12 protein-coding genes and 1 pseudogene are annotated in these 14,452 nt (G+C 35.4%); 5 read left to right on the forward strand and 8 right to left on the reverse strand.

The genetic code is table 11. The features are described from left to right. Both A9G37_RS03255 and glnE read left to right on the forward strand, forming a co-directional pair. Positions 1-269 (forward strand): IS3 family transposase (locus tag A9G37_RS03255; RefSeq protein WP_141670985.1); only part of this gene is annotated, 269 nt, incomplete at its 5' end. A gap of 242 nt (positions 270-511) precedes the next feature. Next, a complete protein-coding gene (glnE, locus tag A9G37_RS03260; protein WP_065574607.1) occupies positions 512-3,355 on the forward strand; it encodes a bifunctional [glutamate--ammonia ligase]-adenylyl-L-tyrosine phosphorylase/[glutamate--ammonia-ligase] adenylyltransferase in 2,844 nt (947 codons plus the stop codon). 128 nt (positions 3,356-3,483) lie between these two features. Here glnE and ttcA read toward each other — a convergent pair whose 3' ends face one another. Beyond that, positions 3,484-4,380 carry a tRNA 2-thiocytidine(32) synthetase TtcA gene (ttcA, locus tag A9G37_RS03265; protein ID WP_065574608.1) on the reverse strand — a complete coding sequence of 299 codons (897 nt, stop codon included), beginning with the start codon at positions 4,378-4,380 and terminating at the stop codon, positions 3,484-3,486. Positions 4,381-4,394: 14 nt separating this feature from the next. Then, positions 4,395-4,967 carry an elongation factor P-like protein YeiP gene (gene yeiP / locus A9G37_RS03270; RefSeq protein WP_065574609.1) on the reverse strand — a complete coding sequence of 191 codons (573 nt, stop codon included), beginning with the start codon at positions 4,965-4,967 and terminating at the stop codon, positions 4,395-4,397. Positions 4,968-5,070: 103 nt separating this feature from the next. Between yeiP and A9G37_RS03275 the strand changes: the two genes are divergently transcribed. Continuing rightward, positions 5,071-5,337, forward strand: a complete 267-nt coding sequence (locus tag A9G37_RS03275) for a YkgJ family cysteine cluster protein (protein ID WP_065574610.1) — start codon at positions 5,071-5,073, stop codon at positions 5,335-5,337. Between the two features lie 203 nt (positions 5,338-5,540). Beyond that, positions 5,541-6,983 carry an amino acid permease gene (locus tag A9G37_RS03280; protein ID WP_065574611.1) on the forward strand — a complete coding sequence of 481 codons (1,443 nt, stop codon included), beginning with the start codon at positions 5,541-5,543 and terminating at the stop codon, positions 6,981-6,983. A gap of 116 nt (positions 6,984-7,099) precedes the next feature. Here the strand turns inward: A9G37_RS03280 and infA are convergent, their stop codons facing one another. From infA to bamD, 6 genes and pseudogenes are all read right to left on the reverse strand, one after another. Then, positions 7,100-7,318, reverse strand: a complete 219-nt coding sequence (infA, locus tag A9G37_RS03285) for a translation initiation factor IF-1 (protein WP_025315083.1) — start codon at positions 7,316-7,318, stop codon at positions 7,100-7,102. A gap of 226 nt (positions 7,319-7,544) precedes the next feature. After that, on the reverse strand, positions 7,545-8,198 hold the full coding sequence (gene nadD, locus A9G37_RS03290; protein WP_065574612.1) for a nicotinate-nucleotide adenylyltransferase: 654 nt from the start codon (positions 8,196-8,198) through the stop codon (positions 7,545-7,547). Further along, positions 8,192-9,196: a DNA polymerase III subunit delta gene (holA, locus tag A9G37_RS03295; RefSeq protein WP_065574613.1), complete on the reverse strand. Its 1,005-nt coding sequence runs from the start codon at positions 9,194-9,196 to the stop codon at positions 8,192-8,194. The genes nadD and holA overlap by 7 nt, the downstream gene beginning before the upstream one ends. Before the next feature lie 7 nt (positions 9,197-9,203). Next, positions 9,204-9,698 (reverse strand): LPS assembly lipoprotein LptE, encoded by a 495-nt coding sequence (gene lptE / locus A9G37_RS03300; RefSeq protein WP_065574614.1) that lies wholly within the window; start codon positions 9,696-9,698, stop codon positions 9,204-9,206. Positions 9,699-9,733: 35 nt separating this feature from the next. After that, complete coding sequence (leuS, locus tag A9G37_RS03305) at positions 9,734-12,316, reverse strand: leucine--tRNA ligase (protein WP_065574615.1); 2,583 nt, start codon at positions 12,314-12,316, stop codon at positions 9,734-9,736. 341 nt (positions 12,317-12,657) lie between these two features. Continuing rightward, positions 12,658-13,380 (reverse strand): annotated as a pseudogene (gene bamD, locus A9G37_RS03310) (outer membrane protein assembly factor BamD); the annotation flags it as partial. A gap of 92 nt (positions 13,381-13,472) precedes the next feature. On the opposite strand from bamD, the gene rluD reads away from it, so the two are divergent. Continuing rightward, positions 13,473-14,447, forward strand: a complete 975-nt coding sequence (gene rluD, locus A9G37_RS03315) for a 23S rRNA pseudouridine(1911/1915/1917) synthase RluD (RefSeq protein WP_065574617.1) — start codon at positions 13,473-13,475, stop codon at positions 14,445-14,447. Positions 14,448-14,452 lie beyond the last annotated feature (5 nt).

The raw sequence follows: 14,452 nt of genomic DNA on the forward strand, positions 1-14,452 counted from the left end.
GAAAAGAGTTTGATAATCATTTGATTGATGAATGTTTAACAGCATTTGGAATTAAACGGTCCTTAAGTCGCAAAGGCTGCCCCTATGATAACGCAATTGCAGAAAGCACATTCAAAGCAGTGAAAACAGAATTTGTGTCAAATACTATTTTTGATTCACTGGCGCAACTTAAATTGGAATTTAATCACTATGTGGATTGGTTTAATTATAATCGACTTCATTCAACATTAAATTACCAGTCGCCGATTGAATACAAAAGAAATCGATGACCTTATCTTTTTGGTACTAAAAAGTGTGGACATACCAGCAATATAAAATAAAAGGTTTAAAGAAGTTGTATATTCTTTATGAATCATTCCTAAAAACAATACTCAATTAAAACATCATCTCATTATTTTCGACACGTTTTTATTTTGTATATAAAATACTATATAACTTACAAAAGTTACTTATAATATATTCTTATTTTGCTAATATTATTTTGTGAAGAAATTTCTAAGAGAGCTTGCTTATGTCAGAATTTAACCTTCCAGTTTCTTCTTTGCTTGAACAACAAAAGCAAAAAGTTGCCTCTCAACTTAAACAATGTCAATCAAACGAAATACAAGCTAATCTAGATATTTTAGTGCAAAGTAATTTTTTGGTAGATGCATTTTATCGATTTCCTAACTGGCTAACAGAAATCAGCCAAAATCCACCACAAGCAGACGAAAGACAGTATTACCAAACTTGGTTAAATGAAAAATTAATAGCAGTTTCAGATGAAACTGAATTCATGAAGATTTTAAGGCAATTTCGTCGTTATATTTTAGTCCGGTTAGCATGGTCTCAACTAGTTCATATCAGTAATGACGAGCAGATTTTATTACAATTAAGTGAACTAGCTGAGGTGATAATTGTTACAGCACGTAATTTGCTTTATGAGCTTAGTTGCAAAGAGTGGGGGACACCTTACAATGCTCAAGGTCAGACTCAGCCACTGCTGATTTTAGGTATGGGAAAATTAGGTGGTGGAGAACTTAATTTTTCGTCCGATATTGATTTGATTTTTACCTATCCTGAACATGGACAAACACAAGGAGGGCGGAAAGAGTTAGATAATGCTGTATTCTTTACACGTTTAGGACAACGTTTGATCAAAACGTTAGACCAAATTACAGAAGATGGATTTGTATATCGCGTTGATATGCGCTTGCGGCCACTTGGTGATGGAGGACCTTTGGTGCTGAGTTTTTCTGCTATGGAAGATTACTACCAAGAACAAGGGCGCGACTGGGAACGTTATGCAATGGTTAAAGCTAAAGTGCTTGGTGATCAACAATCTCCTTATGTCAGTGAGCTTTATCAAATGTTAAAACCATTTGTTTTTCGCCGTTATATTGATTTTAGTGTATTACAATCATTACGAAATATGAAAAGCATGATTGAAAGAGAAGTTCGTCGGCGAGGATTGAAAAATAATATCAAACTTGGTGCTGGCGGAATTCGTGAAATTGAGTTTATCGTTCAGGTTTTTCAACTTATTCGTGGTGGGAGAGTAGTGGGATTACAAACACGTTCACTACTTACGGCTTTATCTGTTATTGAACAAGAGTCATTACTTAAAACTGACGAAGTAACTACACTTCGAGAAAATTATTTCTTTTTACGCCGTTGTGAGAATATACTACAAGCAATTTGCGATGAGCAAACCCAAACACTACCTGATGATGAGCTCGATCAATTACGTTTAGCGACAAGTATGGGATTTGCTAATTGGGAAGAATTTGAGCAAAGTTTATTCAAACGGATGCAAGTTAATCGCCAAATTTTTAATGAACTTATTGGCGAAAACGAATCAGAATCTACCTCAACGATCAAACCTTATAATGATCAATTTGATGATCTTTGGGTGCCTGATCTTCAAATAAGCGATGTCAAGCAAATATTACCAGCTTATTCAGATACAGAAGTTAAGCAGCTTCATCAATTGCTGGTACAGTTTCGTAATGATATTGGTAAACGCACCATTGGTGTACGAGGGCGAGAAATACTCGATCAATTAATGCCTCGTTTATTAGAGTCAATTTGTAGCGAAAAAACAGCAATAGTGGTTTTATCAAGAATTTTGCCTTTACTAGTTAATATTGTAAGTCGCACTACTTATCTAGAATTATTACTAGAATATCCAACAGCTTTAAAACAATTAATTCGTTTATGTTGCGCATCGCCAATGATTAGTGATCAACTAGCTCATTATCCTATATTGTTAGATGAACTTATTGATATTAATTTACTGTATCAAACTGTTGCACCTGATGAGTATAAAAGCCAGCTTTATCAATATTTATTACGCATTCAGATTGATGGTGAAGAGCAACAACTTGAAGCTTTACGACAATTTAAACAGATGCAATTGTTGCATATAGCTGCTTGCGATGTTGAGCATGTATTGACTACCATGAAGGTCAGTGATCACCTAACTTATGTGGCTGAATCATTATTAGATTTTGTAGTACAAATGGCTTGGAATCAAATGGTTACTCGATATGGGAGACCAGAATATTTGACTGATAATGATAAAGGACTAGTTGTGGTTGCCTATGGCAAATTAGGAGGTTGGGAGTTAGGTTATGGTTCAGATTTAGATTTGGTTTTTTTACATGATTGTCCAGTTAATAGTATAACCAATGGCAATAAGCAGATAGATAGTCGTCAATTCTATTTGCGTTTAGTTCAGCGAATTATTCATCTATTTAATGTTCGTACTAGTTTTGGGATTTTATATGAAGTCGATGTAAGGCTTCGTCCTCAGGGTGATGCAGGGTTGCTTGTTTGTAGTTTAGATTCGTTTGAAGACTACCAAATGAATGAAGCTTGGACTTGGGAGCATCAAGCATTAGTTAGAGCCAGAGCTATATATGGAGAAGGTGAATTAATCAAACGCTTTAACCAAATTCGTCATAATGTACTTTGTAAAAAGCGAGATGAAAATGCCTTAAAAACTGAAGTTCGCCAAATGCGGGAAAAAATGAGAAATCATCTTGGTACAACACAAGCCAATTTATTTAATTTAAAAATCGATGAAGGAGGAATAGGAGATATTGAGTTTATATCGCAATATCTTGTGCTTAATTATGCTAATAAATATCCTAAAATGACAAAGTGGAGCGATAATGTTCGGATTTTAGAACTTGCGACAAATTATCAAATAATGGATAGCCAAGAAGCAGAGCAGCTAACACAAGCCTATATCGATATGCGCAACAAAATTCATAGATTAGCATTGCAATTACAATCTAGCACGGTTAATAGTTCGCAATTTGTGCTAGAAAAACAAATAGTCAACCAATGCTGGCTAAAATGGTTAACATAATAAATTGGCTTTTTATTTTAATGTTTGGTTTAACTATATTGTTGATTTAAAATTTCTAGGAAATGTAAAAATTAATGCCACATTAGTGGCATTAATGAAAAAAGTTAGAGTATATGTATATTAAGCAACTATTTTGCTTCTTTCCATAAAATCATATCTTGTTTTTCCAGTTCTGATGCATCAAAGCCGATGGCTGATTCCATATCTTCGCGGTCAAAAGCAATATCACCACCATTAACGGCAAGATCACCTTTTTTAATTCCTTTGAAATCAAACAAATTGATATCACACAGATGAGATAGAGTGATATTTTGTGTTGCACGAAACATGGTCTCAATACGCCCTGGATATTTTTTATCCCATTCATTTAGCATCTCTTTAATCACTTGTCTTTGCAGATTTGGTTGTGAACCACAAAGATTACAAGGAATAATCGGAAACTGTTTAATTTCAGCGTATTTGGCGATATCTTTTTCTTTGCAATAAGCTAGTGGTCGGATAATGATATGTTCACCTGAATCATTCATTAGCTTTGGCGGCATTGCTTTGAGTTTGCCACCATAAAACATATTTAAAAATAGTGTTTCTAAAATATCATCTCGATGATGACCAAGGGCAATTTTTGTTGCACCAAGTTCGGTCGCTGTGCGATATAAAATGCCACGGCGTAGTCGTGAACAAAGCGAGCAAGTTGTTTTACTTTCCGGGATTTTATCCTTGACAATACCGTAGGTGTTTTCTTGCACGATTTTATATTTAATGCCTAAAGAGTTTAGATATTCAGGCAATACATGTTCAGGAAATCCCGGTTGTTTTTGATCTAAGTTAACTGCTATTAGATCAAAATGTACTGGTGCACTGATTTTTAAGTTGATAAGAATATCGAGTAAAGTATAACTATCTTTACCACCTGATAAGCAAACCATAATACGATCACCTTCTTCGATCATATTAAAGTCAGCGATTGCTTCGCCGGTTAAACGACGCAATCGTTTATGTAGTTTATTTTGATTATATATATTCATTACGATTTTATTGGTTATTCAGCACGGCTCATATAACGGCGTTCAGCAATATGAATTTTAACTCTTTCGTGGTTATCAATATATTCTGGAACCTGAATTACAAGCCCAGTCGATAAAGTAGCAGGTTTAGTTCGTGCACTAGCTGAAGCACCTTTAATACTTGGCGAGGTTTCAACAATATCAAGTTCAACAGTCTGTGGCAATTCCAAAGCAAGAACTTCACCATCAGCCATTAGCACTTGAATACCATTCATACCGCCTTCAGGGATAAACAATAATTCATCTTCAATTTGCTCTTTTTTGAAGATATAAGGGGTATAATCCTCATTATCCATAAAGACATATTCATCACCATCAATATACGAAAAACTAACAGGTCGACGGGATAGTTCAATTGTTTCGAGGATATCATCACCTTTAAAGCGTTCTTCAACTTTTCCACCATTTTTTACATCGGTAAAACGCATTTTATAAAGTGTACTGGCACCGCGTGCACTTGGACTTTGAACATCAATATCTTTAACAAGTAATAATTTACCATTATAGGTGACTGCATCACCGCGTTTTATTTCATTTGCTTTAGCCATAATATTTATTCTTCACGATTAAAAATAAGCTCGCTATTTTACCGCCAACTTGCTATTGTCACCATCAAAATTTATTAAATAAACTTAAAATAAAGAAAATACCATGACAGATTTACTCCAATGTCGAAAAAACTGTGGTGCCTGTTGTATTGCTCCTTCAATTTCATCAGCTATCCCTGATATGCCTAAGGGCAAACCAGCTGGTATTGCTTGTATTCATTTAGATAACAATTATCAATGTAAATTGTTTTTTCACCCATCAAGACCGACAGTTTGTGGTCGATTAAAGCCTTGTATTAAAATGTGTGGTAATAACCGTTCGCAAGCATTGAATTATTTAACTCAATTAGAACAGCTAACTAAAGGTTAATTATTGTATATAGTTAACAAAACAGTTCGATTATTAGAATTATTTATCTCGCCATCATTTTTTTTTGATAAACTTTCACTCATTTTATTTATCTGTAATGATTAATATAAATTTTTAGCTGCCTACTTGGCTGTTAAATAATGTGGAGTATAAAAAGTTATGCTCCATAAGATTTACTCTCCTTAACAAAGAAGAATATTGATATGAAAAACAAATTAAAACGAGATTTGAAGGCGCGTCACTTAGCCATGATCGCCATTGGTGGCTCAATTGGCACAGGACTATTTGTTGCCTCAGGAGCAACTGTTGCTCAGGCAGGTCCCGGTGGAGCTTTGCTTTCGTATGCCATTATAGGTGTAATGGTGTACTTTTTAATGACTAGCTTAGGGGAACTTGCTGCATATTTACCTGTTTCAGGCACCTTTGCAACTTATGGTTCACGTTATGTAGATGAAGCGTTTGGTTTTGCCATTGGTTGGAACTATTGGTATAACTGGGCAATTACGGTTGCTGTTGACCTAGTTGCCGCTCAGCTAGTTATTTCTTATTGGTTTGATGCCGGTCCTTATAGCTGGTTATGGAGTTTATTGTTTTTAAGTATCATCTTTTGTTTAAACTATATTTCAGTTAAAGGCTTTGGTGAAGCTGAATTTTGGTTTTCATTAATTAAAGTCGTCACTGTTATTGTTTTTATTATTGTTGGTTTATTAATGATTATTGGTATTTTCCATGGTGTAGAAGGTGGAGGTTGGCAAAATTGGACCATCAAAGAAGCGCCTTTTGCAGGTGGATTTTCATCAATGATTGGTGTAGCAATGGTAGTTGGATTTTCATTTCAAGGTACCGAATTAATTGGAATTGCAGCTGGTGAATCAAAAGATCCAGAAAAAAATATTCCTAAAGCAATGCGACAAGTCTTTTGGCGAATACTGTTATTTTATATCTTTGCGATTTTAGTCATCAGTTTAATTATTCCTTATACTGATCCTAATTTACTACGTAATGATGAAACCGATATAAGTGTTAGTCCATTTACCCTAGTATTTGAACATGCAGGATTATTATCAGCTGCGGCATTAATGAATGCAGTTATACTGACTTCAGTTTTATCTGCGGGTAACTCAGGACTTTATGCTTCGACCCGAATGCTTTATGCTCTTGCTAAAGAAGGTAAAGCACCTAAAATCTTTGCAAAATTATCATCATCAGGCGTACCTCGTGCAGCGTTGTTAGCAACGACATTTGTGGCTATGCTTTGCTTCTTAACGTCGATGTATAAAGATCAGGTTGTTTATTTGTGGTTGCTCAATATGTCCGGTATGACTGGTTTTATTGCTTGGTTAGGAATAGCAATTAGTCATTATCGTTTTAGAAAGGGTTACCTTATGCAAGGTCATGATGTTAATCAATTACCATATAAATCAAGCTGCTTTCCATTTGGCCCTGTTTTTGCTTTCGTATTATGTTTAATTATAACACTTGGCCAAAATTACGAAGCCTTCCTACAAGATACTATTGATTGGAATAGTGTAATTGCAACCTATATCGGTTTACCATTATTTTTAATGATTTACTTTGGCTATAAAATAGTTAAAAAAACAAGATGGGTTAAATACGATCAAATGAACTTTTCTAAAGATGATTAATTCACTGGCTTAGTTTGAATATCTCACTTCTCCGTCGACTTTTGTCGACGGTTTTTTATTAAAAAAGAGAGAAATAAACAGTTATATAGCGATAACAGTTTATTCTGATAACGATATTAGCGACTTCGGAAGATGATGCGTGCTTTAGATAGATCGTAAGGTGTCATTTCAACAGTAACTTTATCACCAGTTAAAATACGAATATAGTTCTTCCGCATTTTACCAGAAATATGTGCAGTAACGACATGACCATTTTCAAGTTCCACACGAAACATCGTATTTGGAAGAGTATCAAGTATGGTTCCTTGCATTTCAATGTTATCTTCTTTTGCCATTGGGGCCTCTTAATAATAAGTACAAATTAAATATACTCAACTAACTTTCCTCGTCTAAGCACATAGTGCAAAGGTATAGCGTTGGTTGCGCTTTTATGTCACCTATAAAGTATTTTATTTGATGACAAAGTAAAGTTAAGTATAAACACAAAAAGCTGAGTTTAAAATAAATAAACACAGCGGCGAAATAATGCCGAAAAAACTGTCAGATGTAAAGCCCTTTCTACTATTTCTTTACAGTATAAAGTCCTTGCTGATGAATGTAATGCCACACTTTGGGCGGTAACAAATTTTCACAACTGACTTGGTTGTTAATATTTTGTCTGATCTCAGTAGCTGAAATATTTTCAAGTGGCGTATGTGCAAAAAAGATATAACCATGTGGTGAATTGTGTAGATCTTTAACGTTTGTGGTATAATGCACATCAATCCATTGTTGTAACTCAATGTTATCAGTTTTTGGGGCATAACCTGGTCTACGGCAAATTAGTAAATGGCAATAATCAAGCAACGTTTTCCATTTATTCCAAGTCGGTAAACTCAATAATGAATCTTGTCCCATAATAAATGCCAATCCTTCACTATTCCCATTTTCTTGTCGCCAGGCTTGAAGAGTTTCGATAGTATAAGAAGGACGTGTTGAAGTTTCAGGTAAGATCTCTCTTACATTCAACGCAAATAATGGTAAACCTTCGATAGCCAATTTTAACATTGCCAAGCGTTGTTCAGTACTCGCTTCGGGTTGTGGTTTATGAGGAGGGATATGATTAGGCAATAAACTAATTTGCTTTAATCCGACTTCATTTGCTAACGAAATAGCAGGGCGAAGGTGTCCATAATGGATCGGATCAAAAGTTCCTCCTAATAATGCAGTTAACATTTATCTAATCCCATAAATTGCATCGATAAATTAAATATTGCGTCCCATATTCGTGCTTGGTTATCATGCTTTAAACTGATTTCGATCTCTGTCAATTTGGCTAACAAATTAAATAGGTCATTAATATCGCAACGGTTGAGATAACTGGTATATATCGTTCTTTTATTTTGCCAAACCTTATATTCATCGAAAACTTGTTTTAATGATTTTTGTTGCAATCCTTTTTTTAAATTGATCATCAATATCAATTCACGTTGAACAATCCGCAATAAAATTAACGGCTCAAATTCATTTATTTTTAATTGTTGTAAAATATGAATGGCTCGCTTTGTTTTATTGGCAATCATCGCATCAATCCAATGATATGGTGTAAATATTGCCGAATCATTTATATTATTTTCGACTTCATCATAAGAAATGCTCTGATTAGGATACAACAACTTAAGTTGTGCAATAATTTGTGTTAATGCTAGTAAATTGCCTTCATAATAATAGCAAAGCAGTTCAATTGCCTTTGGTTCAATGGTCATTTGTTGTTGTTGCAAATGATTTTTAATCCATTGTGGCAACTGTAAAGTATCGGGTGTAGTGCAATTGACAACCACCAATTTATCAGATAACGCTTTATACCAAGTAGCATTTTCTTGCGATTTCGTAATTTTGTTAAGTGTAATAACCAGCGCAATACCAGGGGTTAAAACCTCACTTAGTGTATTGAGTTTGGTAGTGATAGCTGCGTTTAATGAACCCTCACCAAAATCAAGAAAAATCAGAGTATTTGCAGAAAATAGATTCATAGCCTGACAGCTATCATAAATTGCTGTCCAATTGGTTTGATTATCAATTACAAAAGTAAGTTGCTCGTCAAATCCTTCTTGTAAAAAGGCCTTGCGTAACTCAGTTTGCACATAATGCTGTAAATAGGGATCACTACCTAAAATTAAATAATAGGGTGCCCCCACTTTATGGTTAATTTGATCGGCGCTAATTTTAATCATGTCAATGTTAATTTACTACATGAATCGATTTTAATTTACGGATGACTTGTTTAGCCGCTTGTTTAAACATTTCGTTTTCAATCAAGTCTTGTTCAACCGTCTTAGCCAAAGCTTCAGCAGGATTATCAAAAAACGTTCTAAACACGCGTACGCTTATTGGATAAGTCTGTTGACCAGCAATAACAACTTGTGCTTCAATCGTTAGCACTAATTGATATTCCGCAGCTTTACCATCTTGATAAATCGAGATGGTATTGCGACTTAGGTTTTCACTTACCATTTTTAACAATGGTACCTGACCTGAAGCATTATTATTCGTTATTGTCACATCATTATCGTGTAATAACTCTTTAATATTGCGAGACAACCGGCCATAAGGGTCATAACTTATGTAAGACATCGTTTTAAAACTTTTTGGTACTTCTGTCTCATGTTGCAAGTGAAATCCACATCCTGTTAAGGATATTGTTAATAACATAATTAATGCTAAATATTTTTTCATATCAATAACCGCCTAAATTTAGTTATCAAACAATATTAACCAACAACAAGATTTAATAATTTACCCGGTACATAAATCACTTTACGGATAGCAACATCATTCAAATATTTTTGGATGTTAGGCTCTTGTTTTGCTTGTGATACAACAAAATCTTGATCGGCATCGGCAGGGACAATAAATTTACCGCGGACTTTGCCATTGATTTGTACAACAATGAGTTTTTCGTCCTCAACCATTGCCGATTGATCTGCAACAGGCCAAATTGTATTATCAATCGATTCGTTGTTACCTAAAGCTTGCCACATAACAAAACAAGCGTGAGGCATCATAGGGTAAAGTAGTCGAACAATCGCATTTAAAGCTTCATTCATTAGAGCGCGATCTTGCCCAGTTTCTTGTGGTGCTTTTTGTAAGCGATTCATAAATTCCATCACAGCGGCAATAGCAGTATTAAATGTTTGGCGGCGGCCAATATCATCACTCACTTTCGCTATGGTTTTATGTAATTCACGACGCAATGATTTTTGTTCACTATCTAGAGCTGTAACGTCTAGTTTTTCTGCTACACCTTTTTGGGTATGTTCATAAACTAAACGCCATACACGTTTAATAAATCGGTTTGCACCCTCAACGCCAGATTCTTGCCATTCTAGAGTCATATCAGCAGGCGAAGCAAACATCATAAACAATCGAACGGTATCAGCACCATATTTTTCAACCATCTCTTGTGGATCGATGCCATTATTTTTTGATTTTGACATTTTTGTCATACCAGCATGAACTAGCTCATTGCCATGACTATCGACAGCTTTAGCAATGCGGCCCTTATCATCACGTTCAATAGTGACTTCAGTTGGCGAAACCCAAATACGTTCATTTGTTGGGCTAGTATAATAAAATGCATCAGCTAATACCATACCTTGGCAAAGTAGGCGTTTTGCTGGCTCATCTGACGATACCAAACCAAAATCACGCATTAATTTATGGAAAAATCTAAAATAAAGTAAATGCATAATGGCATGTTCAATACCACCAACATACTGATCAACAGGTAACCAGTAATTTGCTGCCTTTTCGTCTAACATACCTTTGTCGTAGTTTGGACAAGTGTAACGAGCATAATACCAAGAAGATTCCATAAAGGTATCAAACGTATCGGTTTCACGTAGTGCAGGTTGACCGTTAACGGTTGTCTTAGCCCAGTTAGAATCTGCCTTAATTGGACTGGTAATACCATTCATTTCAACATTTTCAGGTAAAATAACTGGTAATTGGTTTTCTGGTGTTGGTATGGTTGTACCATCTTCAAGCGTCACCATTGGGATTGGTGCACCCCAATAACGTTGACGCGAAACACCCCAATCACGTAAACGGTAATTAACTTTACGTTTACCAATACCTAATGCAATTAACTTATCAGCAACAGCATTAAATGCTTGATCAAAATCAAGACCATCAAATTCGCCTGAATTAAATAACTTGCCATGCTCAGTATATGCTTTTTCAGAAAGATCTGGTGCGTTACCGTCTTGAGTTAAAATAACAGGATTGATTGGTAAGTGATATTTAGAAGCAAATTCATAATCGCGTTCATCGTGACTTGGTACAGCCATTACTGCACCTGTACCATATTCAATTAACACAAAATTAGCAATCCAAACAGGGACTTTTTTACCTGTTAAAGGATGAATAGCATAAAAGCCTGTGGCAATACCTTTCTTTTCCATGGTTGCCATATCAGCTTCGGCTGTTTTGGTATTTTTGCATTCAGCAATAAATTCAGCAATTTTAGGATCGTTTTGAGCAGCTAATTGTGCAAGAGGGTGCTCTGCGGCAATAGAGACAAAGCTAACGCCCATTAATGTATCAGGACGAGTTGTATAAACGCGTAACTTATCAGAATAATTTTCAACAGCAAAATCAAACTCAACCCCTTCAGAACGACCAATCCAGTTACGTTGCATGGTTTTAACTTGCTCTGGCCAGCTTTCAAGCGTATCCAAATCATTAAGTAGTTCTTCGGCATATTCGGTAATTTTAATAAACCATTGTGGAATTTCTTTTCGCTCAACAGGGGTACTACAACGCCAACAACAACCTTCAACCACTTGCTCATTAGCAAGTACGGTCTGATCATTTGGGCACCAGTTAACTGCCGATGTTTTTTTATAAACTAAGCCTTTTTCGTATAACTTAGTAAAAAACCACTGTTCCCATTTATAATATTCAGGACAACAAGTAGTAATTTCACGATCCCAATCATAACCAAATCCTAAAAGTTGTAATTGCTTTTTCATATAAGCAATATTTTCATAGGTCCATTTTGCAGGTGCAGTATTGTTTTTAATTGCAGCACCTTCAGCAGGCAAACCAAACGCATCCCAACCGATTGGCTGTAGTACATTTTTACCATTTAAACGTTGGTAACGTGAAATGGTATCACCAATGGTGTAGTTACGAACATGACCAAGATGCAAACGCCCAGAAGGGTAAGGTAGCATCGATAAGCAGTAATATTTTTCTTTTGACGAGTCTTCAGTAGCGTGAAAGGTTTTATTTTCTTGCCAATGTTTTTGTACTATGGCTTCTATTTCATCTGGGCGATATTGTTCTTGCATGACGAGTTAATGTCCTATCTATTATTACTAATAAAAATATGCTGCTAATTGTATTGGTTATTGATTCGTTTTACAAACGATATATGAAGTAAGATATTGATTTCTTGTTATGATAAATTCTAAGTTATTGAGCATATCTTATTACTGATATTTAATAAATAACAAAACTTTAATAGGTTAAGGTGAAAGGAGTACAACAAGTTAAATTAATTGCTATTTAAGTGTGATTAAATAGCAATTAAAGATAGGTATCTTAATTATAAAACAGTCTAACCGCCATTAAAAACGCTAGTAAAACGTGATAAAAATGATCGTTGTTCTTCTTTAGGAATGTTTTTAAGATTTGCTTGAATCAGTTGATCAAGTTTTTGGGTTTCATCAGCTAAGCCTAATTCATTATAAGCATTACGCATTAAAAGCAATGCTTCTTTAGTTGAATCGGTATCTGGGAACATAATTAACATTTCAGTCACGCGATTAATCACAGCTACATAAGCACCGCGTTTTGTATAGAATTGTGCGACTTTTAACTGATAGCGAGCCAATCTATTTTTCAAAAATACAAGGCGTTTTTGCGCATCGGCTGCATATTGACTGTTTGGAAAACTAGATAGTAGATAAGAAAAGTCCTTAAATGCAGCTGAAGCATAATCAGGATCGCGATCTGAACGATCAACATTAAACCAACCTTGGATCATATTGTCGTCTTGTGCCATATTTGAAATGCCACGCATATAAATAACCCAATCAATATTTGGATGCGTTGGATTCAATTTCAAAAAACGGTCAATTGACGCAATCGCTAACGGTAAGTCAGCTGATTTGTAGTAAGCGTAAATCAAATCAAGTTGAACTTGTTGAGAATAAGGACCAAAAGGATAATTTTTGTCCAAGGACTCTAATATAGTAATACTGGATTTAATATTACCATTTTCAAGCTCAGACTTCGCTTTGTTATGTAGTTCAATCTCGGGTACATTTCCAACATCGGGCTTGGAAGAAGTACAGCCAATTAGCATGCCACTTAAAGCGATAGCTAGCAAAGAGTGTAAACGCAATTTCATTCAGTTTTTGATCCAAATATAATTAAACATTAAAGGCGATGATTAGTATATAATACTCTAAAACATAACAGCTTAAAATAGATAAATTACACATGCATGAGTTAAAATTATCAATTAAAATCGAACAAAGTCAACTAGGAATGCGTTTAGATCAAGCATTATCCGAGCTTTTTCCTGATTATTCACGCTCAAGAATAAAAGATTGGATTATTAATAATAAAGTCACTATCAACGATGTTATCGTTAATAAACCGAAAGAAAAAGTGCTCGGTGGCGAAATAATAACTATCAATGCTGAAATTGAACAAGAAACTTATCATCAACCGGAAGATATAAAGCTTGATATTGTTTACGAGGATGATGACATTTTGGTGATTAATAAACCTCGTGATTTAGTTGTGCATCCTGGCGCCGGTAATCCTGATGGTACGGTATTAAATGCCTTATTGCATTATTATCCTGAGATAGCACGCGTACCCCGCGCAGGTATTGTGCATCGTCTAGATAAAGATACAACAGGGCTAATGGTTGTAGCTAAAACTATTATGGCACAAACACATTTGGTCGAATCACTTCAACTACGCGAAATTACACGCGAATATGAAGCTGTAGTCATGGGGATTATTACCGCAGGAGGAACCGTTGATCAGCCTATCACCCGTCATCCAACCAAACGCACACATATGGCTGTATTCCCAACGGGTAAACCAGCGGTTACCCATTATAGAGTGATGGAAAAATATCGCCTACATACGCGTTTGCGATTGCGCTTAGAAACAGGGCGAACTCACCAAATCCGTGTGCACATGGCACATATTGCTCACCCACTAATTGGTGACCCACTCTACGGTGGAAGACCAAGGCCGCCTAAGGAGGCTAGTGAATCCTTCATTCAAACCTTACGCGATTTTAATCGCCAAGCATTACACGCTATCATGTTGCGATTATATCATCCTATAACAGGTGAACAAATGGAATGGCATGCTCCTATTCCTGAAGATATGCAAAAGTTAATACAAGCTTTACAAGAAGATACCGAACAGCATAAAGATGAACTAGATTGGTGATAAAT

This window comes from Gilliamella sp. GillExp13 (assembly GCF_001690815.1).
GTDB lineage: Bacteria > Pseudomonadota > Gammaproteobacteria > Enterobacterales > Orbaceae > Gilliamella > Gilliamella bombi.

What these genes read in the sequence shown, in the direction of transcription:
- A9G37_RS03275 (WP_065574610.1), top strand. Translation starts at nt 5,071, where the DNA reads ATGACAGATTTACTCCAATGTCGAAAAAACTGTGGTGCCTGTTGTATT.
- yeiP (WP_065574609.1), bottom strand. Translation starts at nt 4,967, where the DNA reads ATGGCTAAAGCAAATGAAATAAAACGCGGTGATGCAGTCACCTATAAT.
- ttcA (WP_065574608.1), bottom strand. Translation starts at nt 4,380, where the DNA reads ATGAATATATATAATCAAAATAAACTACATAAACGATTGCGTCGTTTA.
- lptE (WP_065574614.1), bottom strand. Translation starts at nt 9,698, where the DNA reads ATGAAAAAATATTTAGCATTAATTATGTTATTAACAATATCCTTAACA.
- infA (WP_025315083.1), bottom strand. Translation starts at nt 7,318, where the DNA reads ATGGCAAAAGAAGATAACATTGAAATGCAAGGAACCATACTTGATACT.
- rluD (WP_065574617.1), top strand. Translation starts at nt 13,473, where the DNA reads ATGCATGAGTTAAAATTATCAATTAAAATCGAACAAAGTCAACTAGGA.
- nadD (WP_065574612.1), bottom strand. Translation starts at nt 8,198, where the DNA reads ATGTTAACTGCATTATTAGGAGGAACTTTTGATCCGATCCATTATGGA.
- A9G37_RS03280 (WP_065574611.1), top strand. Translation starts at nt 5,541, where the DNA reads ATGAAAAACAAATTAAAACGAGATTTGAAGGCGCGTCACTTAGCCATG.
- glnE (WP_065574607.1), top strand. Translation starts at nt 512, where the DNA reads ATGTCAGAATTTAACCTTCCAGTTTCTTCTTTGCTTGAACAACAAAAG.
- holA (WP_065574613.1), bottom strand. Translation starts at nt 9,196, where the DNA reads ATGATTAAAATTAGCGCCGATCAAATTAACCATAAAGTGGGGGCACCC.
- leuS (WP_065574615.1), bottom strand. Translation starts at nt 12,316, where the DNA reads ATGCAAGAACAATATCGCCCAGATGAAATAGAAGCCATAGTACAAAAA.